Here is a 24,315-nt window from a genome sequence, read left to right as displayed (position 1 = left end):
ACGTCGTAACAGATTATAGATCATTTCCTTTCGCCCATATAATTGCCAAAATCTAGGGATTCGGTCTACATCTTGCACTGAAGACGCCCGGACAGGGAGTACCTCCCCTCTTCCCTTCTACCCTTGTTTAGCTGTGCGATTTTCTCAGACAAGGTCTGCTGTCTCCTCTCAGAATGGTGTGTCGCGACTTCATCCTACTAGAGTTCTGCACCCCCTGTCTCTTTTTATCCTCTTTTTGATTTGCGAAACTTATTGCACCTTATCGCCTTAATTTACCAACTCCGTTCTTTTTTACTATAACGCAAACATAGTAGTTCACTGTTTTCTGAACGAAAGAGTGGGCGAGGTATATCGCATACCTCGCCCCCCTTTGTTACCTATAGCGTAACTGTGATCCATCAAACGGTGAATCTATCTTTTCAAAGTTTGCCTCATCTGTTCTTTGCCATACAGATCTACGTATCTTGCTCATAAAACCGGACGAGGATATACAGTATTGGTACAGAGATATTCATTTTAGCAACTCATAATAACGCCGAATCTTCTGCGCCATAAGGCTGCGGCGCTTTTCCAGAAAGTCCTCAAACTGCATATAGTCCATATTGAAAATCTCTTGTGGAATACAGTTAGCAGTCATGTTGGCTTCCAGTTTTGACAGGGAATCAATCCCTCCATACACAGAGTCACCGCCTGTGCACTGTTCCTTGACCTGAGCCATGTACTCTTTTGGAGCCTGGTCTTTGATTCTGATGTTGATTTCAGACTGGGTGTAAACATAGTTTGCAATCTGATTGTACATCCCGCGCTCTTTAATCCCGCACTTTTGCAGATATTTTTTGGGGAAAATATGATGAATGTCGCCACGCTGTTCGATGAGCGATTTCACATCAATCTGTTCTGACAGGAAGCCACAATCCCCCATCTTGACCTGTGCCATCAGGAACACATGGAACATGGGACTGCTGGCCACAGAGGTGTCGAGTTTGGTCACCAGGATATTGGTCCAGAATGCATCAGACAGTTCACCGGCTTCGGTATGTTCCAAAAATTCCATGGGACTGTTGGCTTGGAATCGCTTGATGTCATAATCGAAGGTGGATTCCGGCGATCCAGAATACCGGCCTGTCAAAATTGTCAGCACAAGCCAGCGGCGCACAACCTTTTCAATGATTGCAGCATCTTTTCCTTTAGCTCGGAGCAGCAAATACAGAGCATATCCAAAATTCAGGACGTTCTGGGAGCGGATCATTGCAGGAGAGATGATTCCGGTGGACTTTACGATCATTAGATAGCGCTGGAAATTGGTTTTATTGACAAATTCCAGAACGCCTTCCTTCAGTTTTACGAAGGAGTCTTCCGCAATGGCTTCCTGATAATCACGGGAATTAAAGTCACGGCCAGACAGCAGGCTTACCAGATCAGCAATCCGGCCGCGCAGGAACTTGAACGTAAACGCTACACGCAGCACATCGGTATAGTCTGGTACATAGATATCCTCATGTTCGTTGATGATCCACTTGATTTTGGAAAAGTCCTCGCTGGCCGCAAATTCTGTATCGTTTTGACGGATTGCCTCAAAGTCCTCCGGCTTCTGCATCAGGTGGCAGAAGTAGTCCATGGTTTTTCGAATCTGATTTCCGCCATAACGGTCGTCCGAAGAAATTTTGGACATGGCAAAATCAGCCTGGGAGAGTACCACACCTTTGGAGTTGATTCGGATAAAAATCTCGGTGACTTGGGCAATATCAAGCTGATGGGACAGTTCGATTACACCGATACTGTTATTCTGAATCTGCTGCAATTTGGTAAGTACATCATTGACTGCGCTACGCTTGCTGTTATCCAGCTGATTTTTGATGCAGTAATCAATCACAAAGTTAAAAGAGTCAAAACCAGGCTGATAGAGCGGGGCAATGTCAGGAATCCAGGCCCCGTCTTTCTCAATGGCAGGGTTGGCCACCTCAAAGCGCTGTTCCAACGGATGGAAGGCAATTTTGATGCGCTTTTTGCGGTAGTTGCTGCCGATTACCGGCTCCCCGACAATAGCCGCCTGCAAAGCCGTAATACGCTGCTGGCCGTCAATGAGGATTTTCTTGCCGGAAGAAATGGTTCCGTCTTTCAGACGCACATCAGGATTCTTCCAGACAATAATATAGCCCACCGGAAAACCGGCATATAGTGAATCAACTAAATCACGCACTTTGGTGGAGTCCCAAACAAAAGGACGCTGGATTTCTGGAATGGCAATTTCTCCACTGCGAATCCATGATAGCAGGGTTTGTATTGAGCTATTATTCACTTCATATTGTGCCATAATTCCTCCTGCGTTTTATCCTTATGCATTACGCAACATCAGGATAACGAGTATACACATATTCATAGATTCTTTGGCGGTATCCAGAAATACTGACCTCATCGTAGCACTCCGGCAATTCCGCCCACAAGGTATCCCGAATGAGATTGTCCACCGCAGCTTTTGTTTCCTGCTTGTCCGTCCAGTGATCCAGCTCGGCGATTTTTGCCTTCACTTTTGCCAGAAGATCGACTGCCACCTGCTTGATCTTCTGAATATCCTGTTTGGAAAGATTTTCAGAAAACAGCAAATCATAGAGAGAGAGTTCCTCGTCGCTGGAGAATCCCTCCCGGACATACCGCTGCTCCTCTTGGTCCATGCTGTTGGCCAGATCCATCAGATCCATAAATGTTTTTTCGATGGTGGCCCGATTCTGCTCGCTGTTGTAGTCCTCGATGATTTGCTGGTACCGTTCGTAGTAATTGATGCACTGGGGATTGGAAAACAACAGGTCATTCAGGCGCTGCTGAATAAGGTCATCCAGGTCTTTGAGAATCAGATTTTTCTTTTTTGCCCTGGCAAACTCTCTCCGGAGCAAATCGAAATCAATTTTGCTGATGTCAAACTGGCGGGAGGGGACAATTTCCTCTCCGGGTACATCCACCTGCACATATTCGCTGATAATGCTGTTGATTTCCACCATCAGATCCACATTGCTGGCACTCTTGCGCTTTTTCTGCAGCTCGTGGAAGATGGCCACGATGGCTTCATATTCCTTCCTGGCTGCCACAGAAATATCCTGGCGGTCAGCATACTTCATCAGGCGCACCAACTCGGTGGCATAGGTCTGGAACTGCTTTCGTTCCTCCAAGGTACCGCTCACTGCATTGCCTGCCTCCTGGAGGAGCGCCAGTTTTTCAAAATCCTTTCCGTCAACCAGATCCTGCAAGCGGAAATCATGCTGCTGTAAGTAGTCTTTTGCTGCCGAGATGGTATCCAGAATTCGGGCAATCAGTTCTTCTTTGTCCACCGTGGGATCGGAGCCTGCCTGGCCGCCCGCATTGGCCGTGTAGTCCGCCAGGGCTTTACGTAGGGCCTTTACAATACCGATATAGTCCACAATCAAACCGTTGCTCTTGCCCTCGGCCACACGGTTGGCCCGTGCAATGGTCTGCATCAGAGTGTGGGCCTTGAGGGGCTTGTCCAGGTACAGGCAAGACAGGCACTTCACATCAAAGCCGGTGAGCCACATGGCGCACACAAACACCACCCGCAGAGGATTGGCCGGGTCCTTGAATTCCTTGTCCAGCTCCCGTTTCTCCATCTTCTGCCGATGTGTCTTGATGTCCAGGCCCCACTTCTGGAAGGTCTGAATCTCGTTCTGCTCCTGGCTGATGACCACCGCCATCTCGGTTTCTTTCATCCACTCCAGTTTGCGGCTCAGCTCCTGGGCCTCCTGCTGGGTGGCGTGCTTGATCTCCTGTTCCAGTTTGGCGATCCCCTCCGCCCAGTACTTCTGCGCCAGATCATACATCCGGACACAGGTGACCTTGTTCAGGCAGACGAACATGGCCTTGCCGCTGGTCCACAGATCGGAGTAGTGGCCCACAAAATCCTTTGCAATGGACTCCAGGCGCTTCTGGGCAGTCAGCAGATGGATCTCCTTGGCGAATTCCCGCTCCAGCTTTTCCTGCTGGTCTACATCCAGGTCGACCCGCTCGATGGCGTCCAAAATGCGGTCGGTGATCTCCGGATTATGCAGGTTCGCAATTTTGTCGCCCCGGTTCTCGTAATACAGCGGTACTGTTGCGCCGTCCTCCACCGCCCGCTTGAAATCGTACACCGATATGTAGCCGCCGAAGGTGCGCTCGGTGATGTTGTCGTTGGACAGCAGCGGCGTCCCGGTAAAGCCAATCCGTGAGGCGGTAGGCAGCAGCGCCGTCATATTATCGGCAAAGATACCGTATTGGCTGCGGTGGGCCTCGTCAGACATGATGAGGATATCGTGGTCGGGATAGATTGGTTCTGGGTTTGCCTTGTTGAATTTCTGAATAAGGGTGAAAATGAAGCTGGGATTGCCCTTCAATTTCTGTACCAGATCCTCGCCGCTGGTGGCGATAAACTGGCTGGCTTTGGTCTTGCCCAGCAGACCGCAGTTTTCAAAAGTGTCACTGATCTGCTTGTTCAGCTCATCCCGGTCAGTGAGGATGACAATGGTGGGCGAGCCTGAAAACTTCCACCGGATTTTCTGGGCCAGAAACACCATGGAATAGCTCTTGCCGCTGCCCTGGGTGTGCCAGAAGACACCCAGCTTTCCGTTGTTCAGTTTCCGGGCTTCGTAGGCCTTCACCGCCTCGTTGACACCCATATACTGATGATTGCGGGCCAGGATCTTGGCGGTGCGTCCGCCCGAGTGGTCGTAAAGAATGAAGTTCCCCAGCAGATCCAAAAAGTTTTCCTTTCTGCAGATACCCCTCAGCATGGTCTCCAGGGCCACGCTGCCTGCCTCCTGCTCGCTGAGGCGCTTCCACTCGTGGAAGAACTCGTACTTGCTACCCAGCGTTCCCACCTTGGCCTCCAGGCCGTTGGAAAGGATGAGAAAGGCGTTGTAGTAGAACAGATGGGGGATGGTGTCCAGGTAGTCGGTGTAGTTGTTGGTATAGGCATCCTGCACGTCCACTGTGTTCTTTTTCAGCTCCACAAACAGTAGGGGAATTCCATTCACAAAGCCTACGATATCGGTGCGGCGGCGATAGAGATTGCCGTGGATCTTCAGCTCCTTGATAGCCAGAAAGTCGTTGTTTTCCGGGTTCTGAAAGTCAATGACCTCCGCTATCTTCTCCTCCGTCCTGCCGCCGGGGCGCTGCACCGTGACGGGAATGCTGTCCCGAATCAAAGCGTACTTCTCCTCGTTGATCTGCATGAGAGAGGCAGTGGAGAGGCGGCTCTCCATCTTCTTTTGAGCCTCGTCCAACTGGGTAGAGGTGAGCCACGGATTGAGCCGCTGGAGGGCCTGCCGAAAATACCGGGTGAGCAGGATTTCCCGGTAGCTTGTCCGGCCAAAGGAGCCGTCCTTGCCCAGCTGCTCGGTGTTGTAGGCAAAGGCCACCTCCCAGCCCAGCTCCCGCTCCAGCAGATGCACGGCGCTCTCCTGGACGAGGATATTTTCGGAGTAGTCGTAGCTCATAGTTTCTCCCTCCCTATTTTGGAATATTTGAGCAGAGCACCATTATAATCCGACTCTAAAGTTTATATATATCTTGCAATCGAATAACAGCCATCGAATAAATCTGTCCTACTCAGTAATACATCATACCCATTGTCGTAAGCTGCCGGCGGAAACAGATTGTTGGGGGTTAACAATTGACCTGCTCCAACCCAATTATGAGCTCTATCGATGCGAATTCTAATGATGCCGACTACATTTTGAGCCAAATCATAATAATTCTTTTCTACATCCATGCGATTTGTCTTTACTTTTGCAACCAAAGCATGTTGGGCGTGTGGACGGAGGAACGTTGACGGCAACGCTTGGCGAAGATCAACAACAATATGCTTGTCAGTTTCGCATACGCCAGGTGCTTTGGTTTCCCCGCTTGGAAAGGCAACTAACAAAATATACTGATAAATTTCTTTCTCCTGTATCGTCCTCAATTTTACCGGTATTACATCAGCATATGGAATAGTTCGCTCCACATATCTGTAATATGTAAGTAAATTCTTAATTTTTTCAATGTGGTACAATCCCATCCACAGGGCTATCCAATGATTATCAACTAAATCGATAAATCTTGTTGGGGCGCCATAATGTTGTAAGATTGCCTCAATTTTTATCTTTTTAATGTTATCATCATCGTTGCCTATCTGCAATTCATTGGATAGTCCATCATCATCGATAACTCTTTTTAATTGTTTGGCAATGCTGCCCGTTGCAGTTTTAATGGAAGTTGGGCCCTTTTTAGGATCATTATTTCGGATTAACGAGGGTAACAATGTTTCATACAGTTCGCATTGACCTCGATAGAATACATGTCCATATTCTCTGTTATTAAATTTTGCATGTCCAATAATTTGATTCAGTGCGTGCATTGTGCTCACTTCAAAAATCGGGGCTTTGTTCCCACAAGAAAAATCGTATTGCTTTATAAATTTTGCATCGTGAATCGTTAAAACTTCTTTTAGGTTGGTCGGTTTCAAGATTAAGTCTACTCCTTTTTTACTCCATCTGAGATTATGTATTCTCATAAAGTAACAATGATTTTAATCGCTAACCTTGGACCATTTTTCAATCAGATAATTTACAAATGCCGAGCAAGAAACCAACATATATTTTGCGTCCTCGGCAGGGGCGTTCGTGAATCCTATACTTCCATGTCTGATGCCATCTTCATCAGATGTATAACCGTATAGGGCAGAAAACGCGCTTTCCATCGCCGAATGGATATGTATTCCCTTGTCCTTCAACTTCTTAATTGTCTTTCCTAAAGTTGCTTGTGATCCTGTTTCACCGGTAATAATGCAGCACATAGCTTCAACCGCGCTAATAGATTCTTTAATAGAGTTTTCGTAATCAGGGGATTTCCGTTGAGAGAATAATTGCAATGCTTTTTCCATATGTGTGTTTACAGAAATATACTCGGTGGACATAGACTCTTTCAAAGAATCCAATTCACTTTTATTTGTTATCGGGGTTATGAGCCCATCTAACATGCGATATCCGGACTTTTCTTCTTCCAAGACTTGATTTATTTCTTTCTCTAATTTTTTCCGTTCCTTAATTTCTTGAAAGTAACTCACATATCTCTCGACAAAATCATAAATCAAGTACCACTCTGCGTCTATTAAAAAGTTCCTAAGCTTTTCAATATTGCTGTTTCTGTTAAAGGAGGACTGTGGGTATTCGTAGATAAGCCCAAAAGAGTCTAACAGGTATTCAGTAACTCCAACTCCCCCTCCTAATGCAAATATTTCCGTCTCATATTCTCGCTCATAAAAGATATTCCATAGCCGATTCAGTAAAGGTAAGTCAACATCTTCAAGTTGTATTTGTTTGTTCGGATTGAGATTATATCTTTCAGAGAAAGATGGCATCTACTACACCTCCACTTCTCCACTCATCAGTTTGGGCAGCAAACGGTCACGGGCTTGTGTGGCCGTAAAAATCTGTTGATTGAGCGCAAATACCATTTCAAACATAGGCAAAACTATCTTCTCAAATCTATGAACCAGTCTAGCAGGCGGAAGCAGGTACGCAAGCGCTTTTAGCTTATCTGCTTTCACTTGCTGCCGTCCGTCACTACCGCTCATGCTGTTGATCGCAGATTGCCGAAAGCTATTAGTTCTTGAAAGGAGATATACCATATATGGATTCAGTTTCTTTGACCGCATAACGATATATTCCGTTGAGCCTACGGCACCTTCATCAGTTTCAAGTCCATGGACAAACGCAGTCTTGCCATTTTCCAGGCAAGGCGTTATTCTGGCAAGAAGAGTATCTCCGTTTTGAAACTTACTTCCCGAATTTGATGTTGTTTCACTGATTTCATTCATGTCCAGCACCATAGATGCAGTGCTTAGCGCAGACATGGGGACAAATTGCTTTATCCTATCTTTGTCCAAACGAACTTTAGGATCAAATTCAATGACATCGTCAAGGATACACGACTCCCACCCCTCTGGCACGCCGTCCACGATTTTGGTGCGCTCATGGCCAGGGAAGCGCAGGTCTACAAACCACTCTTTATACAGCCGCTGGGCCACTTCTTCCAGAAGCTTGATCTGCTTTCGGTTGTTCTCGATGAGGTCGTCATAGGCGGAGAGAATATCTGCAATCCGGCGCTGGGTTTCGATAGGAGGCTTATCTATGATCACACTTTTGAGTTTTTGGCCCGGCATATGTTTAATTGTAGCACCAGTAAAATATTGCTCCAATGCGCCTCTTTTTCCCGCCCACAGGAACCAATAAAACAAATATCTATAGTCAAGGCAGTCGTGCACCCTTACCCGGTGCAGTGCTTTTTGGATTTTCATATTTGGTATAGCGTCTTTCCAAATTGCACACCTACCTGGTTCTCCACCTTCACAAATGATAAGATCACCATATTTTTAAGCCATAACGTTCTTGCTCGTCATCTTCAAATCGCATTTGAGGTAAGTTTTCTAAATCAAAACTTCCCCACCTTACATTGACATTTGCTAAATATGGGTGGTAATCACCTTTGTTTTTCTCCTGATCCAGCATCTTCCCCAAACACGAATCTGTTACATCACCAAGTCGTACTTTCTCCCAACTCACAGCCCCATCTCCTCCCAGTTCTTTAAGATGGTCTCCATCAGGCGGTTGGATTCCTCCTGCAAAGAGCGCAGTTCCTGGTGGATCTCGGTCATGCGCTGGTGGAAATCCACGCCGTCGTCCTCGGTGGGGGCCACGCCCACATAGGCGCCGGGGGTGAGGGAATAGCCCTTGGCTTCGATCTCTTCCAATGTGGCCACCTTGCACAGGCCGGGAATGTCGGCATATTCGCCCTCACCGAATTTCTCCGTTAACCAGACGGCCTCTTTGGCGGTTGCAATGGCTTCGTCAATGACGGCCAGTTTTTCATCCCACAGGGCCTGGGTCTTTTTCTTATCTTTCCGAACGACCTTTTCCAAATCAAATTTGGCCAGCTCCTGCTGCCGCTTCCGGTACTCCTCAAAAGCGGTTACCACTTCAGAAAAGTTCTTTCTCTCATGGACAGCAGACAGCAGTTCATTGGCATGCATCAGAGTGACATGGTGCACCAGTGCCCGGTCATACTCCTTCACCAACGCCTGATACTTGTCCACCTCACCCCGATACAGCCACACAATGGCGTTCAGGTTCTTGAGCTGCCATTCGCTCCACTCGTTCAAGGTGCGGTCCACCACGGTGTAATAGTTCCGGGCATCAATGAACAGCACCTTGTCCCGCAGTTCTTCCTTTTTACCCTTATCGAAGAACCACAGGGAGCAGGGCAGGCTCTTGGTATAGAAAAAGTTGTTGCCCACACTGACCATCACGTCTACATGGCCGGTTTTTACCAACTGCTCCCGGATGTCCTTATCCTTGCCCTGGCTGTCGGTGGCGGAGGATGCCATAACAAAGCCTGCCCGGCCCTGCTCATTCAGGTAGGTATAGAAGTAGGAGATCCACAGGTAGTTGGCGTTGCCCACCTCTTTGTTCTTGTTGACAGAGGGCAAACCAAAGGGCAGCCGCCCAGCTCTCTGGGCGGACTCTGACTTCACCTTGTCTACATTAAAAGGGGGATTGGCCATTACATAGTCGCACTCGCCCGCCAGATTGTGGGCGTCGTGATAGAAGGTGTTGGCTTCGTCGCCCGACTTCACCACACCGGTCAGGCCGTGGACCGCCAGATTCATCAGGCACAGCTGGGCATTGTACTCCACCTTTTCCTACCCATAGAAAGTCATGGTGTTGTTGGTTCGCATTCCGGCGTGCTCTACAAAGTCACCAGTCTGAACGAACATACCACCGCTGCCGCAGGCCGGGTCCAGCAGGATACCCTGGGTGGGCTCCAGCACATTGACGATCATCTTGACCAGGGACTTAGGGGTAAAGAACACGCCGTCATCCTGAGCGATATTCTTGGCAAATTTATTGAGGAAGTACTCGTAAATCCGGCCCACAATGTCGCCGCCCACCTCGTCCAGGGCACTGTTGTTGAAGATCCGCAGCAGCTCAGCCAGCAGTTCGTCGGAGAACATGGTGTAGTCCTTGGGCAGCACGCCGGAGAGCTGTTCGCTCTGCTGCTCCACCAGCTCCATAGCGTTATTCACCACTTCGCCCAGGCTGTTCATGACCTCGCCCCGCCAGTTGGTCAGCCCGGCGGCAGGAATGTTCTCAGGTAGTGTTACCAGATAGGCATACTGGGCCTCACGGGGGAGAAACAAGGCGCTGCGGGAGGCAAAGTCGCTGGCTTCCACTGGCAGCACCCGTCCGCCGCGCATGGGGCGGTCCTTCAAAATCTCAGCCTCTACCAGTTTGAAGCGGCTGTACGCGTAACGCAGAAAGATCAGGCCAAGGACTGGCATACAATACTGATTTGAGGTTAGTTTAGAGCCTGCACGCAGCAGATCAGCGGACTCCCACAGTTCGGCTTCTAATTTACGAATGTTAATCATGTTTTTCCTCCGGGATATATTCCATAATGTCGCCAAAGTCCGCATCGACCACAGCGCAGATCTTTTCCAGTACCGCAAGGGTAACTGTTTCATCACGGCTTAGTTTTGTCATTGTGTTGGGGGCAATCCCAGCTGCTTTTCGCAGGCTTGCCTTACTCATCTTTTTGTCGATCAACAATTTCCAAAGTCTGTTGTATGAAACCGCCATTTGCGTATCCTCCCAGGATATAAAAATTTGATTTCATTATAGCAAAACATGTCGTCATATACAAGAAAATGTCGCACACTCTTGCGACAATTACCTCGCTTGCAAAACGAGCGAATCATTCCCAAAACAATTGCCCGGCCTGTTCCACTTACAGGCCGGGCAGTTCCTTTATTTGGGATGCTTTATCTTTGATAACACTGTACTAAAATCGTGCCGTGAAGTGCGGATGTGAATTGCCTCAAGTTCCCTCCAGCCATGCTGCTTTGACCACATTTTCAGCCACAGTGCCGCTCGGAGTACACGGAAACACCGTTTTCAAAGAGTGCCAAGGAGTAAGCGAAATGGCGCAAAAACAACTATAAATCATTAGAGCAGAAGTTTTAACAATTGGTCTACTGTCCCTTTGACCGCAGCAACCGTGTTTTCACCAGAAGATAAATCTGTTTCCACTGGCAGGCGCACTATAAAGTCAGTGTGCTTGGGGTCATTGGAAAGGTCTGCGGATGGAGAGCAGGAACTCAGATACTCGGACCAACGGCATTGAGCAATCCGGTTGAAACCAGAGAGCCACACCTCCAATCGAAAGTCCTTGTGCTCAAAGGCTACTACCAGTTTTAGCCCCTTCTCTTTCAAGTTGGGATTGGTAAAGGAAAGGTAGGCATAGTCCATGGCGTTTTCGGTAATATTATTCTGAAAACGGAAGTCTGGCAACTGCCGTTCCAGTTCATTTCTCAGAAAGCGGAACAGATGAATAAACTCCTGATAAGCCTTCTGCAAGTTAGTAGTCCGCAAAAGAGTGCGATATGTCTCCAAAAGAACTGGATCAAAGTTCATATGGGTTCCGCCCTCCTTGTGTATCTTTGACTTTGAGTATACCATATCCATCAAGAATGGAGAACTCCTATTTCCACTCGTACTGATCTTATCTGTACAGCCTGCTCGCGGGTTGTATTTATCGCGCCTTCCTTTGGGCAATCAGTCGTTCAAATTCTTTCTCCAGTTCTTCTTTATTAGGGCAGTTCGGAGCGGACAGGCGTGAAATCACATCGGTCAGCCGCAGTTCCAGGAGAACTTGATCCATGTTCTTTTCCGATTTGGATTCCGCCTGCTTTTTTTCCCACTCGGTGAGGTTCCCGTCGAAAGGAATCAGCTTTCTATCCTCAATCCGCAGGATGCGGGTGGCACAGCCATCCGAAAAAGTCCGATCATGGGACACAAACAGAACAGTCCCCTCATAGTCCTCCACCATTTTCTGCAAAGCCTCGATGGCGGGCATGTCCAGGAAGTTGGTAGGTTCATCCAGCAAAAGCAGATTGGCTGGGGAGCCAAATAACTTGGCAAAAGCCAGCTTGACTCGTTCGCCGCCGCTTAAAACACCCGCTTTTTTGAACACATCCTCCCGGCGGATCAAAAGCCTTGCCAAGATGCCCCGCATGGTGTTCTCGCTCTGAACCGACGTCTCCATGACATTTTACAGAACCGTTTTGTTGAAATCCAGGGTATCCAGGCTCTGTTTGAAATACCCGATTTTTGCCTTAGGAACCAGGCGGATTCCCGGCGCGCCAGACCCAATCAGCTCCATGAGTGTGGTTTTCCCTGCCCCGTTCGGCCCAATTAAGGCGGTTTTACTCCCTTTGGGCAGGGAAAATGAGGCGTCATCAAAAATCCGGTTTTTCCCATAACTGAAGGAAATATGATTTCCTATGACGATTTCCCGGTTGGCCGGTGGATCTGTGAGAGAAAAATCGATCTGCACCTGGGCTGCTTCTCGCGTTTTCTCTTTCCTATCCAGTTGTTCAAGGCGAGATAAAATCGCTTTCCGCGCGTTGTCTAGTTTTTCCCTTTTTTCTCCCGCCTCCCGTTTATGAAGGCGGGCTTCCGAATTTCCCATACGGCTGGGTGCTTTGCGAACGCTTTGGCTGGCCTGGCTTCGCTGCCAGGCCGCTTTCTCCAGCCGGGCTTTTTCTGTCCGGTATTGCTGGTACTCCAATTCCTGCCGCTGGAAGGTCTGCTCTCTCTGCTCGCGGTAAGCGTTAAAGTTCCCCGTGTAAAAATGCAAATGTCCATCGGCTATTTCAAGAATGCGGGTACACACCCGGTTCAAAACGGCCCGATCATGACTGACGAGTAATAGGGTGGGACACTGCTCCAGCATCTGGCAGCAGAGCTCCACCCCGTCCGCATCCAGATTCGCAGTCGGTTCATCCGTAAAGGTCAAGAGAGACCCCGGATTCATGACCGCCAGACCCAAGCGGGTCATCTCGCCGCCGCTTAAATGTTCACGCGAGAGCTTCCCCGCAAGCCCCAGTTTACGGCATGTTTGCGGATCCACTTGGTCCGCCCGCTGCCGAAACTGCTTGAAATAGCTCACCGGCACCTCTCGGGTCACCGTTCCTTCGTCCGGGGGCAGTTCCCCAGACAGGATATTCAGTAGGGTGGTTTTCCCCACACCGTTGCCCCCCACAATCCCGATATGGTCCCCCTCATATACTTTTAGTTTTTCAAATTCCAGGATTTTTCGTTGGCCGAAAGACTGGACAATATGATCTGCAGATAATAAAATTTTAGACATAAAAATACCCCCTTAGCCTTGCAGAAGGCGCCGGAGGGCGGTTTGGACGCAAAAAAGCCTGGAAGCACACGATCCCGCATAGTTCCAGGCTATTTCCTAACATGGAAAGGCCCAGCCATATCCGCCCGGTTCCAGCACAAACAAAGGGTCCAAGACCCCCTCTGCATTTCAGAATCCTGTTTGTGTGAAATCCTCAGCGAATGCGCATTTCGGCCGCACCTTTCCTTTTCTTCCTTTTTCCGTTTCAGCATAGCATAGCCGCTGATCTTTGGCAAGTGTTTTGTGGGCAGAATGTAGGGGTTATACAACCGCAGATGCATTTCTCTTATAATAAGCAGACATTCCTGCCCGATGCGGCAGCCGCTTTGGCGGATATCTTTTCCTTAACCATACAAAATCATACAAGAAGGAGAGCTTTGAAATGCAGACCTATCTTGCGCTGCTGTGTGGAGTTAACGTAGGAGGGAAAAACCGAGTGCCTATGAAGCAGTTGAAAGGGATCCTTTCCGATGTTGGATATTCCCATGTGCACACATACATAAACAGCGGGAATATCTTATTTTCTGCCGCGGATGGTTTGCAGCCGGAACCGCTCCAGGCTCAAATGTAGGAATTAATTTTCACACATTTTGGCGTCACAACTGCGGCAGCGGTTTTCCAGGGTCGCGCGACGGCCAGCTGTGGATGTTGTGCTGTCGTTTTTATTTATCCCGCTCTGCGTCGGGATATCGGACGTGGAAAGCCCTGCCGTCTCTCCTCCCATGGCCTCCTTCATGGCCTGCCACTGGTTGCCATACGACTGGTTCTGTGGGATAATAGATATAAGAAGTAGGTGCAGCCTCCTGAATCATGGTACGTTCGTGCAGCGTGCCCGTAGGGAGGCCTGCATCTACTTTTTTTGTAGTGATAATTTTTTCTGGAATAAAGTAGTATAGCGTGTTACCGTCGCCTGCTTTTTCATCATAAACGCGGGCCACGATATCCTGATTCGTGCCGACGGAATTGCGCACAGTTCTGACTCTGGACACGGTATTGCCGACCGCCGTCGGAAGTTCGATCCCGCCTTCCAGAACACCGGCCGCAATCGCTCCGGTGACGGCAGCCTCTGCGATCTCCTGGGGCGTGGCATTTTTGGCGTCCGGGTCGTACATGGCCCGGCGGAGATATTTCGGGAAATCGCAAGAGTCATCAGCCGAGGAAATGCTGATATCTAGAGGATTCTCCGTACGTAGGATGGCTCAAAATTTTCCGTATGACTTGCTAGTTGACGATTGCGTAAAAATCGACGGAAAGGCAAGCAACTTGTATCGCGGTCCAAACGGTGACTTCTATACATTCAATTTAGAAAAGCCGTATGCAACATGCGGTATTTATATTCTGTTTGCACTACCTGAAGTAAATGGAAACAGGAGAGACGTTTAAGTAGATTGGGGTGGATAACGCCACAGAAGACGCATAGACGGAAGAATTTCATAGAAAGTGTCAGATGCTCCGCTGGCTTCATGGTAAGTCTGATCTCAAACATTTTAACTTGAGAAACAGCGGGAGATTGCGAAAAAAGTAAAACCGTCGGTTAGATTCAGGTAAGTACAATCCGTTTTCCGCCGGAAATCAAATATAAATTATAACTACGAAGCACACTGGTGTGGCTCAGCTGTATCGGTATGCTATTCTTATTTCTGGAGGAAATGCGTATGAATTTATTGCTTGTGGAGCCAGGTAAGAAACTACGGACAGTGGAAGCTAGACCGCCCTGCTGGCGTCGGACATGCTGGCCTATCGGGCAGAGCGTCTGGAGAACAACAGCTGAGCCCCAGGGAAACCCCTGGGGCTTTTGTCATACCTGGAGGTGTTCATGGACAAACGATTTGCAAACGTACAGGCCCTGGTGAACAGTCTGGCTCACTGTAACTCTGGGGGGTTGTATCCCCATGTATTCCTAGATTATGACAGCTGGCAGCGCCTGCCCTGGATCTGGGAGGAGGGTCTCCCCTTCCACCTGTCAGCCGTATGCGATGCCGAGAAGTGCATGGATGCCCTGTACCGTCAGGCGGAAGAAAAATTCCGGCGCTATACAGACCCCTGCTCGCCGGACAGCTTCTTACTCCGCTTCCAAGCCGCGCTGAGCGGTCACCTGTCGGAACTGCGGGAGGTGTTGGGCCACTGCCGTACCCAGGAGACTGCCGCGGTGGTTAACCGCATCGGTGCACTGCTCTCCCCCGTCCCGGTGTTTCGGGACTTGGAACAGGACAACAGTGAACTGACAACAGCCCACCCACTTCCGGAGTTGGCTCGCTATTATCAGCAGATCGACTATGTGCAGTATGACCCTTCAGAGTCGGAGGAGGGGCTGATAAAGCTGGTGGCCAAGGTCTTCACCCGCCACGGCTATGACCTTCTGTCCGCTATCCAGTGCCTGGAGGAAGATACCACTCACCAGCTGAGCATATTCCAAAACGCCTTCGATGCCCGGGCGGCCCTGAGCATCAGCGAGCACATCACTGCCCCAGTACAAGCCAAACTCCACATCCTGCGTGAACTTCTGGAACGGGAGTCCAACTAGTAAATCAGAAAGGATGATAGCCATGTTAGAACGCACCTTTGTCTGTGATATTTGCGGTCGCGAGCGGCCATGGGGTGAACATACCGAATTCGACGGCCAAGATCTGTGTGAGAGCTGTCTGGACAACAATACCGTCTGCTGCCACGAGTGTGGGGAGCGTCTTTGGACAGACGATAATTCGGGTACCCGGGATACCCCTCTGTGCCAGGATTGCTACGATGAACACTTCACCAGCTGCTGCCGCTGCGGGGAGCTCATCCGGGTCCACGCAGCCTGCTATGAGGAGATCGACGAGTACAGCGACCGTCCCTACTGTCCCGACTGCTTCCAGACCCTCTTCCGGGACAAGCCCATCCACGATTACTACTACAAACCGGAGCCTATCTTCTATGGAGATGGGCCCCGGTTTTTTGGCGTGGAGCTGGAGATCGACGGCGGCGGTGAGGACCGGGACAATGCCCGTACCCTTCTCCGGATCGCCAACGCCGAGGAGGAGCTCCTCTACATCAAGCACGACGGCTCTCTGGACGACGGTCTGGAGCTGGTGACCCACCCCATGACCCTAGATTACCAGCTCCATAAAGTACCCTGGGAAGAACTCTGCCGGAAAGCCATTGACCTGGGCTATCTCAGCCATCGGGCCGGCAGCTGCGGCCTCCATGTCCATGTGAACCGCATGGCCTTCGGCATTACGGAGCAGCAGCAGGACGCCGCGATCGCCCGGGTCCTCTACTTCTTCGAGAAGCACTGGGAAGAGCTCCTCAAGTTCAGCCGCCGTACCCCCAGGCAGCTGGAGCGCTGGGCCGCCCGGTACGGCTACAAGGAACAGCCCATGGAGATCCTGGATTATGCCAAAAAGGGCTACCACGGCGGACGCTATACCTGCGTCAACCTCCAGAACCGCAGCACCGTGGAGTTCCGGATGTTCCGGGGCACCCTCAAGGTCAACACCATCCTGGCCACCCTCCAGCTGCTGGACCGGATCTGTGATGCCGCCCTCTGTCTCTCGGATGACGAGCTGCGGACCATGGCCTGGACCACCTTTGTCTCCGGCATCCACTCCTCCCAGTTCCCCCAGCTGGTGCAGTACCTGAAGGAACGGCGGCTCTACGTCAATGAGCCGGTAGAGAGCGAGGTGGACGCCTGATGTGCTGCCTCTTTGGATTGATCGACTACGCCCACCGTCTCTCTGCCCGTCAGAAGACCCGGTTACTGGAACCGCTGGCCGCCGCCTGTGAGGCCCGGGGCACCGATGCCACTGGCATTGCCTACAACTCCGGCGGAAAACTCCGCATCTACAAGCGCCCGGTTCCCGCCCGTCAGCTCCCCCTCTCCATTCCCAGAGACGCCCACGTCATTCTGGGGCACACCCGGATGACCACCCAGGGCAACGCCCTCTATAACCGGAACAACCACCCCTTCCCCGGCCATGTCCCCGGGAACCGCTTCGCGCTGGCCCACAACGGCGTCCTCTGCAACGACAAGACGCTCCGAACGGCCAGACACCTCCCCGCCACCGAGATCGAGACCGACAGCTATGTGGCGGTCCAGCTCATCGAGCAGCAAAAAGCCCTCACACCGGACAGCCTGCGCTGCATGGCTGAGACGGTGGAGGGCTCTTTTACGTTTACGGTCCTGGACCAGCGGGACAACCTCTATCTGGTGAAGGGGGACAATCCCATGTGCCTGTATCACTATCCGCACCTGGGGCTCTTTCTCTACGCATCCACCAAGCCCATCCTGGAACAGGGCCTGCGGGGCACCTGGCTGCGGCGGGAACGGGCGGTGGAGGTCCCCCTCTCTGCCGGCGAGATCCTGCATATTACTCCGGACGGCTCCCTCCGGCTGGATTCCTTCCAGATGCCGGAGCCTCTCTTCTCCCTGTGGGGTGGTCCCTCCCGGTATTGGCACAGCCCGGCCCGCACGCGCCGTCCGAGCCGGCAAAACGCTTACGTGGAAGATTTGAAACACCTCGCCTCCGTCTTTGGCTATACCCCGGAGGATGTAGAGGAATTTCTGACGGACGGCTTCACGCCGGAAGAGATCGAGGAGGTATTCTACCATGGAGAACTGTAAGACACCCACGCTCCGGGTCCTGGTGGTGGAGCCCCTGCGCGCTCCCTACTCCCGGGAACTCCCCGACACCCTGGAGGAAATGCAGAAACTGGTGGGCGGGACCATCCAGGCCATCTACCCCTTTGACGAACCGGTGGCCCTCATCTGCCATGATGAGGGCAAGCTCCTGGGGCTGCCGCCCAACCGGGCGCTGCGGGATGAGAACGGGGTACTGTATGACATTGTGTGCGGTACTTTCTTCCTCTGTGCCGCCCCGCCGGACAGCGACTCCTTTGAAAGCCTCAACGAGGAGCAGCTTGAGCGGTATGCTGCCCGGTTCCGCCCCCTGGAACTCTTTCTTGCAAAGGAGCGAGAGCTATGATCGAACGTCTGCTGAACTCGGAAAGACGCTTTGGAGAGCCGGAATACAGCGCTGCCACCGAGGAAATCATACAGGCCACCAAAATTCTCTCCCTCTGTCTTAATGCAGATATGCGCATTTGCCTTGAAAAACTTACGGATTCCTATATCCGGCGGGAACAAGCTGTGATGGAGGGTGCTTTTCGGGATGGTTTCTGTCAAGCCGCGCTACTGATGCTGGAGATATCGTTGTACCATACAGACCGGTCTGGAAAATAGTACAATCCATTCATACCGGTCGAAAAGACAGAATAGGAGCGTGGGAGTATCCCACGCTTCTATTCTATATCAGCTCAATCTTCCTGTAACGCCCGGAGTGCTCCGCAGAGCATCGCGGTAATTACCTTCATCTGTGAAGGCGTCGCCCGTTGAAGAAGCATTGACAGTTCTCCGCTCTCCTCCATGCCCACATCTGGCAGTGAATCCATCAGCAGAAAGTCGGGACGCACTTCCAGTTCTCTGCAAAGGTCAATAAATACTGAGAGGCTCGGTACCTTTGTCCCCCCCTCAATCTGTCGCAGATAGGTGGCATTGATGCTGCACAGTTCTGAAAGCTTCTCGCTGGTGAGTCCCTTATCCTTTCGAGCCTGCCTGAGCCGGTCTCCGAACCCTTTCTTATCCATGGATGTCCTCCCCTTCATAAGCTATCAGGTATTTTTTCGTTGCCTTATAGCTTATAATCAGCTGGACATTTTCAAAATATTCTGATAGAATACAAATTATGAGCTATTAGACTACATTTGTGAGGTGCAAAGGAGCATGGAAAAAAACAGAACCCCCCGTGACCCGTTCGTCGAAAACATAACAGACAATATGAGACACCTGTCTGCACAGTCATGGCCTATTTTGATGATTATTGTAATCGGAATCTCTCTGCTTCCGATTTTAATGAGTGAACTTCCTCTCAAAGTGATCGGAATCATCTGTCTGATATTTGGAGTTCGCGAGCTCAAAAAATGGAATGCTGCCAAAAAGGCCGGTGAACAGTACTGCCCTGCATATGCAATCATTGCATATATTGCACTTGTTGTTGTAACTATCCTTCTTGTCTTCTATATTTTCTTCTCTTCATCAAATCCCATACACCAAGTTAAGAACACCACATTTGATGCATATCCCAGCCATACCATCGGTGAAATTATTAATTATACAATAGATGATCCGGAATGGTCCTACACAGACGATGATGTTTATGTCTATGGATATTTGGACGGTGAGCTCATTGGTTTCGAGTTCCGTTTAGATTCTAAGGGAGATTACTTTTATGTCAGTCTCTCAGACGCCTATTATATGGACACCTGGTGGGGAGAACTTATGGCAACTGCGTATTTTGCTGATTTGGCTTCCAGTATCCCTTCCTAAAATAAAGATTGCACCAGAATACAGCTTTGGGACTGTATTTTCATTCTATATATCGATTGACCTGTAAGACGAGAGATCCATGTAAGGATACATAAAACTTCTATTTTAAAAAGGATGGCTGATGATTATGTATTGCGAAAAATGTGGACAATTGATTCCGGCGGGATCGGACACCTGCCCTTCCTGCACCCCGGCCCCACAGACCGGCGAGACCTTCCGGTTCCATTTTAAATCGGGGATGAGTTCCCAAACCGTCACTGAGATCGATCATACGATCACGTTACAAAAAGGCGGTATTGCCATCACGAGGCAAAAGACGCGGACAGCATGGAAGCGCAAGTCGATGCCCGCAGAGACCAAATATATAAATTACAGGGATATAGAACTCATGCGAGAGAAAACCGATCTTGCACCTGCTGAAATTCCCATTGCTCTTTTATGTGCCCTGTTTCTTCTTATGAGCACCACATTTATTGAAGTTCTGATTTGGATCATCCTTGCCGCTATCTCGATCAAGTGGGCACTTCGAACGGTGGTTATTATCCAATTGCAAGATCGCTCCAAAATCAAGATCCCTCATTCCGGTCAGAAACAGATTGCGGTCGATTTTATAAATGCTGTCCAGAAGCAGATTCCGATCTCCTAATCGGCTGAATTGCCGCAGAGGGTTCAAACCAATAATTCTTTTACACGCTTCCCTCACAGCGGGGAAAAGCGCTGTGCTTACGAAAGACCTCACAGCGGGGAAAGGTGACGGCCTTTGCTTGAAGACCCGCATGCGAGTCTTCCGCAAGCCCATCTCTTTTCCCCGCTGTTCGTGAAGCGATATATGTTCCAGGCACCCATAACACAGTGCGGCAATGCCGCACTGTGTTATGGGTGCCCTTATGTCTTTTAGGGGGGGAATTCTCTATAAAAGAAAGAGAGTTATCATTTTCCCCCCCCTCCGGCCATTCCCCCATTCTGCTTTCATATTCATGAGGAGAACATTTATGCTCCCTGCCTCTTACCTTGCTCAGGTACTATTTCAATGCAAATGGATCGTCGGAAAAGAACAGATTCCCAAAGTACTTCTGCGCCAGCTGATATAGTCTTCTGCGTCCTTCCGCATGTATTTGCTCCTTTAGCTGAAATTCCAGCAGATATCGACTATATACCAAGCGCTTCTTCGATTTGGGCTTACCGCATTCATACATACGCTCCTCTCCCCGGAAGGTAAGCCCTTCTCTCTCACACACCGTATCAAGAAGCTTCACAATCTCTCCATCCGATCGCCACCGATAAATAGAAAACCGCTCCAACACCTCCTGTCCTTCCTTCGTCTCCAGGAACCGCTGGATCTTATTTGTAAGCCGAAACGCGGATGCTTTGATATTCGCATCATACAGCAGGAGGTCTACCAGTGTTTCGGCATCCCATTCCGGTGTGTTGTTTACATCCGGAGTGAGCCATTTAAATTTCGTGGAGAAGGAAAAGAAAATATTCCGTCTCAAAAGATGGCCTAATTCGTCCACCCCGTTTGCCCGATCTGGTTCCAGACGAAACGTTGGCTTGTAAAGCCCCCCATCTTTCTGTTTCGGACGGACGAAATGAGTGTACCATTGAAATCCCGTAAAGGCATAGAAGCAAAACTTTGCATAATCCGGATCCTTCGGCTGAAACAGCCAAAGAAGATGGTCATAAAGCTTGATGTTGCATATATTCCGGCGTGAGATCACGCCCGATACGCTCTCTATGGGGAGCCTCGCTCTTTCGGCTTCTTTTGGCGGCCCAAACCGGTAAGAACGCAGACCATGTCTGGCCATTTTCAGTGTCTGGCTGGTAAACAGGTGATAAAACACCAGCGCCTTATCCGCCTCTGGCATAGATTGATCCAGGTATTCCAGTACACTTCCTGTTTCACGGACCCATTCCATCGGGTCACACCCCACATACTCTGCATACTTCTTCTGATAAGCATGCGTTGCAGCCTCTTTCAAATAAGCATGAAAGAGGATCGATAGTTTCTTCTCCAGGTCACTGCAATCGGTCCGCTCCTTTTGTATGGGTACCACAAAGGATTCCACATGCAGTTTTGGCCGTTCGTCAGGAGAGGCACCATACCGACGTAAGTATTCTCTTCGCCGTTCCAGGGCCTTCTTCAGCTCCTCACGATGATTCATCCATTCACGGTACGCGTTCCGATGAGCCTTGGTCGGAAGAAAACCTTGTTGTAAAGCAAGCTCTGCATTTATGTTCATTCTGCAATACGCAAAGAGTAATGAGAACCTCTTCCGGAGCCACAGAAACACATCACTGCGCCTTAAGTCGTCCCGGGTTTCATCGAGCCTCCTCCACACGGCCTCTCCATAGACTTCATGTGTGATCGGCCGCCCACCCTCCTTTTGAATCTCTTGGAAAGCTGCCTCTAAGATCTCAATGGCCCGGGTCTCGGATGGATCGATCACAGAGAGATTCTCTCGTCTGCAGCTTTCCAGGCCAGCTTCAAAGCATTGCTCCAGTGTCCGTTCTTCTCTGTCATAAAACTCAGGATTTGTACACACATCATACAGAGATGGGCAATCCACATTGTTCATGTGCTGGTTATATTCCAAATAAAGAAAGCTTCGGTCAGCAATCAAATCCAAAAGTTTCTCTTCGCCCAATTCATACAGACTCGTACTCAGGCAGAAGGTATCTTTGGAGTAGAACTCCTGAAAGGTTTGGTAGGGGATCCCATCGTGAAACCCATTCCAACCCTTCAACACATTTTCCGCTTCCTCTTTGTCCAGCAGATCATATGGCGAGGCTGCTGTTTCGAGCCTTGTCTCCTTTCCACGCCGCCGATGAAGGGTAATACCATGTGCCTTATTGGCGTTTTCCTCTCTAATTCCCCTTACCAGTTCCTGTACTGTCTCCGGCATCTCCATCCGGCTATCCACCTCACTATATTTCCGATTAACATATCTTTAACTCTAAATTATATATAATTCTATAACTTTTCGTCCTCATTGTCAATTGTGAGTCCCCGAGATTTGCGGTAGAATGATTGCGTCGGCCGGCAATTCCCTTCTCTTCTAAGGAGGTCTCACCATTGTTCACTCTCCTTCGTCTCCAAGACCAGACTGGTGCCAGCTATTACACTCTCGAGCAGCATCACTACCGAGCGCTGGATGAAGCCCTGCTTCGCCGTCAGATCCCCCAGTTCAGTTCGCTCAATGAAGCGGCGCGTGCCAAAGCATTCAAGCGCTTCCTTCGCTCCTGCACCGTTTTCGACTGCGGTGCTCTCCCGCACCATCTGTCCAACTATCATCACCCACGGGACAAGCAGGGATGCAAGATCGCACTTTCCGTGGCGGACTTCCGGGCAGGTGCCCTGGCCCTCCTGTCGGTGGGTGAGCTCTTCCAGGACCACAGCGTGGGCTTCAGTCTGGTGGCTGACCTGCTGGGTGGGATGTGGTGCACCAAGCTCCGGGCGCTGGAACCCTGCTATCAGCCGGTCACCAGCTTCCACTCCACCGCGTCCCAGATCGAAGAGGCCCTGACCGCTCTGGTGCGCGCTGTGGTAACGCGGAAGCGCTGGAAGTACAAGCGCATCAAGATCCGCCGCAAAGCGGTTCTGGACTACCGCGCGAAAAACCGGACGCTCCCACATCACATTCAAGATTTTTCCAGGGTCAAAATCCACGTCCCCCGAGGTGGATGCCCATCCCTGAAAATCCCCTGCCCCTATCGGGACACTGTGGCGCTGGTCATCGGGGCCAGCAGCCAGCAGCTGCAGGAGGCTGCTCCCTATCTCCAGAATGCCGCGGTGCTGCTGCTCAATTCTGCCGGCTGTGCCGAGTTGAAGGGCCGGCAGATCCGATCATCTGCGATCGCCGCCTACGATTCCTCTCTTCTGGAGACCATCGTGCAGGAACGAGGGCGCATCTCTCTAATCCTCGATTGGTGGAGAAGCCTCTCCCGCTCCAGACATGCCAAGCAGATCATTCACGCCGCCAAGGAGTCCTTCGGTCCGCCGGACAGCCGCTATGTCGCTGTGACTCTGGACCCCAAGAAGCTCAACCAGGCCATTCGCCACCAACTGCTACTGGCCTTTCTGGACCAGATGGAGGACTACGATCTGCTGACCAGCGGGGAGCTCGCCGCTTACCGCTCTGCCATCAAGGACATCTATGATCCGGAGCCGCTCCCGGAGCAGCCAATCCGGCACGCAGACGATGCGGACGTTTTCCTCGAAGCTATGAGGGCCCTGGCCGCACAGTCCTCCATTGCCGGACTGGACGAGCCTTTCCGGAAGGCCGACAAGTACCTTGGTGCTTGGCGGGAGATCTCCGGCGAACGCTATTTGGTCATGCCAGAGGACGGATGGGCCAAGGCCTACCGTAAATGGGTCCGTGAGGACAAAGCCATCGACTCCACACTTTTCCAAAAAGAGGGCTGGGAGAAAACCCTTCAAAAGCTTCTGGCCGAGCGGGAGCTCATCAAAGCCCCAAGCGCCGGAAGCCGATACCGGTACGACCTCTATGGCCTCGGGAAGCGCGACAACACCTATGTGGTCGCCGTCCCGGCAGTCCTGCTGAACCTCTCCTGACCGGGCAAAAAGCCGGGCAGGGAGCCCTGCCTTACGGCAAGATACCCTGCCCCAGCTCTTGCCCGGGATACTTCTTTAAAAAGTTCCGAAATTCTTCCTTATGTGAAAG

At 50.5% G+C, this 24,315-nt stretch carries 23 protein-coding genes and 1 pseudogene; 9 read left to right on the top strand and 15 right to left on the bottom strand.

Annotated elements, in window-relative coordinates:
• Positions 1-511: 511 nt before the first annotated feature.
• The 12 genes and pseudogenes from I2C21_RS03805 to I2C21_RS03760 all read right to left on the bottom strand — a co-directional run bounded on the left by I2C21_RS03805 (position 512) and on the right by I2C21_RS03760 (position 13,233).
• Positions 512-2,314, bottom strand: coding sequence for a GmrSD restriction endonuclease domain-containing protein (locus tag I2C21_RS03805; protein WP_195278543.1), 1,803 nt, complete (start codon positions 2,312-2,314; stop codon positions 512-514).
• A 28-nt stretch (positions 2,315-2,342) separates the two neighbouring features.
• Positions 2,343-5,480, bottom strand: coding sequence for a type I restriction endonuclease subunit R (locus I2C21_RS03800; protein ID WP_195278542.1), 3,138 nt, complete (start codon positions 5,478-5,480; stop codon positions 2,343-2,345).
• 62 nt (positions 5,481-5,542) lie between these two features.
• Positions 5,543-6,490, bottom strand: coding sequence for an FRG domain-containing protein (locus I2C21_RS03795; protein WP_195278541.1), 948 nt, complete (start codon positions 6,488-6,490; stop codon positions 5,543-5,545).
• Between the two features lie 63 nt (positions 6,491-6,553).
• Positions 6,554-7,384, bottom strand: coding sequence for an AbiJ-NTD4 domain-containing protein (locus tag I2C21_RS03790; protein WP_195278540.1), 831 nt, complete (start codon positions 7,382-7,384; stop codon positions 6,554-6,556).
• A 3-nt stretch (positions 7,385-7,387) separates the two neighbouring features.
• Entirely contained in the window at positions 7,388-8,323 is a 936-nt protein-coding gene (locus tag I2C21_RS03785) for a restriction endonuclease subunit S (protein WP_207730580.1), read from the bottom strand.
• Between the two features lie 64 nt (positions 8,324-8,387).
• Complete coding sequence (locus tag I2C21_RS17425) at positions 8,388-8,588, bottom strand: restriction endonuclease subunit S domain-containing protein (RefSeq protein WP_207730579.1); 201 nt, start codon at positions 8,586-8,588, stop codon at positions 8,388-8,390.
• Positions 8,585-9,055: an N-6 DNA methylase gene (locus tag I2C21_RS17760; protein ID WP_353654782.1), complete on the bottom strand. Its 471-nt coding sequence runs from the start codon at positions 9,053-9,055 to the stop codon at positions 8,585-8,587. The genes I2C21_RS17425 and I2C21_RS17760 overlap by 4 nt, the downstream gene beginning before the upstream one ends.
• A 246-nt stretch (positions 9,056-9,301) precedes the next feature.
• A pseudogene (locus I2C21_RS17755) lies at positions 9,302-10,453 on the bottom strand (class I SAM-dependent DNA methyltransferase); the annotation flags it as partial.
• Positions 10,446-10,661 carry a helix-turn-helix domain-containing protein gene (locus tag I2C21_RS03775; protein ID WP_195278539.1) on the bottom strand — a complete coding sequence of 72 codons (216 nt, stop codon included), beginning with the start codon at positions 10,659-10,661 and terminating at the stop codon, positions 10,446-10,448. The pseudogene I2C21_RS17755 and the gene I2C21_RS03775, both read right to left, overlap by 8 nt.
• Positions 10,662-11,027: 366 nt before the next feature.
• A complete protein-coding gene (locus I2C21_RS03770; protein WP_195278538.1) occupies positions 11,028-11,495 on the bottom strand; it encodes a DUF7000 family protein in 468 nt (155 codons plus the stop codon).
• 118 nt (positions 11,496-11,613) lie between these two features.
• Positions 11,614-12,096: an ATP-binding cassette domain-containing protein gene (locus tag I2C21_RS03765; protein WP_195278537.1), complete on the bottom strand. Its 483-nt coding sequence runs from the start codon at positions 12,094-12,096 to the stop codon at positions 11,614-11,616.
• A gap of 36 nt (positions 12,097-12,132) precedes the next feature.
• Positions 12,133-13,233: an ATP-binding cassette domain-containing protein gene (locus I2C21_RS03760; protein WP_195278536.1), complete on the bottom strand. Its 1,101-nt coding sequence runs from the start codon at positions 13,231-13,233 to the stop codon at positions 12,133-12,135.
• Between the two features lie 421 nt (positions 13,234-13,654).
• On the opposite strand from I2C21_RS03760, the gene I2C21_RS03755 reads away from it, so the two are divergent.
• Entirely contained in the window at positions 13,655-13,843 is a 189-nt protein-coding gene (locus I2C21_RS03755) for a DUF1697 domain-containing protein (protein WP_195278535.1), read from the top strand.
• Positions 13,844-13,934: 91 nt separating this feature from the next.
• Here I2C21_RS03755 and I2C21_RS03750 read toward each other — a convergent pair whose 3' ends face one another.
• Complete coding sequence (locus I2C21_RS03750) at positions 13,935-14,384, bottom strand: hypothetical protein (protein ID WP_195278534.1); 450 nt, start codon at positions 14,382-14,384, stop codon at positions 13,935-13,937.
• A gap of 704 nt (positions 14,385-15,088) precedes the next feature.
• On the opposite strand from I2C21_RS03750, the gene I2C21_RS03745 reads away from it, so the two are divergent.
• The 5 genes from I2C21_RS03745 to I2C21_RS03725 are packed head-to-tail and all read left to right on the top strand — an operon-like array spanning position 15,089 to position 18,490.
• The gene (locus tag I2C21_RS03745; RefSeq protein ID WP_195278533.1) at positions 15,089-15,796 is read left to right on the top strand and encodes a hypothetical protein; all 708 of its coding nucleotides are present in this window, start codon (positions 15,089-15,091) and stop codon (positions 15,794-15,796) included.
• Between the two features lie 22 nt (positions 15,797-15,818).
• The gene (locus I2C21_RS03740) at positions 15,819-16,943 is read left to right on the top strand and encodes an amidoligase family protein (RefSeq protein WP_195278532.1); all 1,125 of its coding nucleotides are present in this window, start codon (positions 15,819-15,821) and stop codon (positions 16,941-16,943) included.
• On the top strand, positions 16,943-17,872 hold the full coding sequence (locus I2C21_RS03735) for a class II glutamine amidotransferase (protein WP_195278531.1): 930 nt from the start codon (positions 16,943-16,945) through the stop codon (positions 17,870-17,872). Before I2C21_RS03740 ends, I2C21_RS03735 begins: the two co-directional genes overlap by 1 nt.
• A complete protein-coding gene (locus I2C21_RS03730; protein ID WP_195278530.1) occupies positions 17,859-18,233 on the top strand; it encodes a DUF3846 domain-containing protein in 375 nt (124 codons plus the stop codon). The genes I2C21_RS03735 and I2C21_RS03730 overlap by 14 nt, the downstream gene beginning before the upstream one ends.
• Positions 18,230-18,490 (top strand): DUF6809 family protein, encoded by a 261-nt coding sequence (locus I2C21_RS03725; RefSeq protein WP_195278529.1) that lies wholly within the window; start codon positions 18,230-18,232, stop codon positions 18,488-18,490. Before I2C21_RS03730 ends, I2C21_RS03725 begins: the two co-directional genes overlap by 4 nt.
• Before the next feature lie 74 nt (positions 18,491-18,564).
• Here the strand turns inward: I2C21_RS03725 and I2C21_RS03720 are convergent, their stop codons facing one another.
• Positions 18,565-18,894 carry a helix-turn-helix domain-containing protein gene (locus I2C21_RS03720; protein ID WP_195278528.1) on the bottom strand — a complete coding sequence of 110 codons (330 nt, stop codon included), beginning with the start codon at positions 18,892-18,894 and terminating at the stop codon, positions 18,565-18,567.
• 136 nt (positions 18,895-19,030) lie between these two features.
• On the opposite strand from I2C21_RS03720, the gene I2C21_RS03715 reads away from it, so the two are divergent.
• Both I2C21_RS03715 and I2C21_RS03710 read left to right on the top strand, forming a co-directional pair.
• Positions 19,031-19,633: a hypothetical protein gene (locus I2C21_RS03715; RefSeq protein WP_195278527.1), complete on the top strand. Its 603-nt coding sequence runs from the start codon at positions 19,031-19,033 to the stop codon at positions 19,631-19,633.
• A gap of 127 nt (positions 19,634-19,760) precedes the next feature.
• Positions 19,761-20,279, top strand: coding sequence for a hypothetical protein (locus tag I2C21_RS03710; protein WP_195278526.1), 519 nt, complete (start codon positions 19,761-19,763; stop codon positions 20,277-20,279).
• A 376-nt stretch (positions 20,280-20,655) separates the two neighbouring features.
• On the opposite strand, the gene I2C21_RS03705 is transcribed toward I2C21_RS03710, so the two are convergent.
• Positions 20,656-22,542: a hypothetical protein gene (locus I2C21_RS03705; RefSeq protein WP_195278525.1), complete on the bottom strand. Its 1,887-nt coding sequence runs from the start codon at positions 22,540-22,542 to the stop codon at positions 20,656-20,658.
• Between the two features lie 164 nt (positions 22,543-22,706).
• On the opposite strand from I2C21_RS03705, the gene I2C21_RS03700 reads away from it, so the two are divergent.
• Complete coding sequence (locus I2C21_RS03700) at positions 22,707-24,206, top strand: hypothetical protein (protein WP_195278524.1); 1,500 nt, start codon at positions 22,707-22,709, stop codon at positions 24,204-24,206.
• Positions 24,207-24,315 lie beyond the last annotated feature (109 nt).

This window comes from Clostridium sp. J1101437_171009_A5 (assembly GCF_015547905.1).
In the GTDB taxonomy this organism is placed as follows: Bacteria; Bacillota; Clostridia; order Oscillospirales; family Oscillospiraceae; genus Pseudoflavonifractor_A; species Pseudoflavonifractor_A gallinarum.
This window is presented reverse-complemented; position numbering and strand designations above follow the sequence as displayed.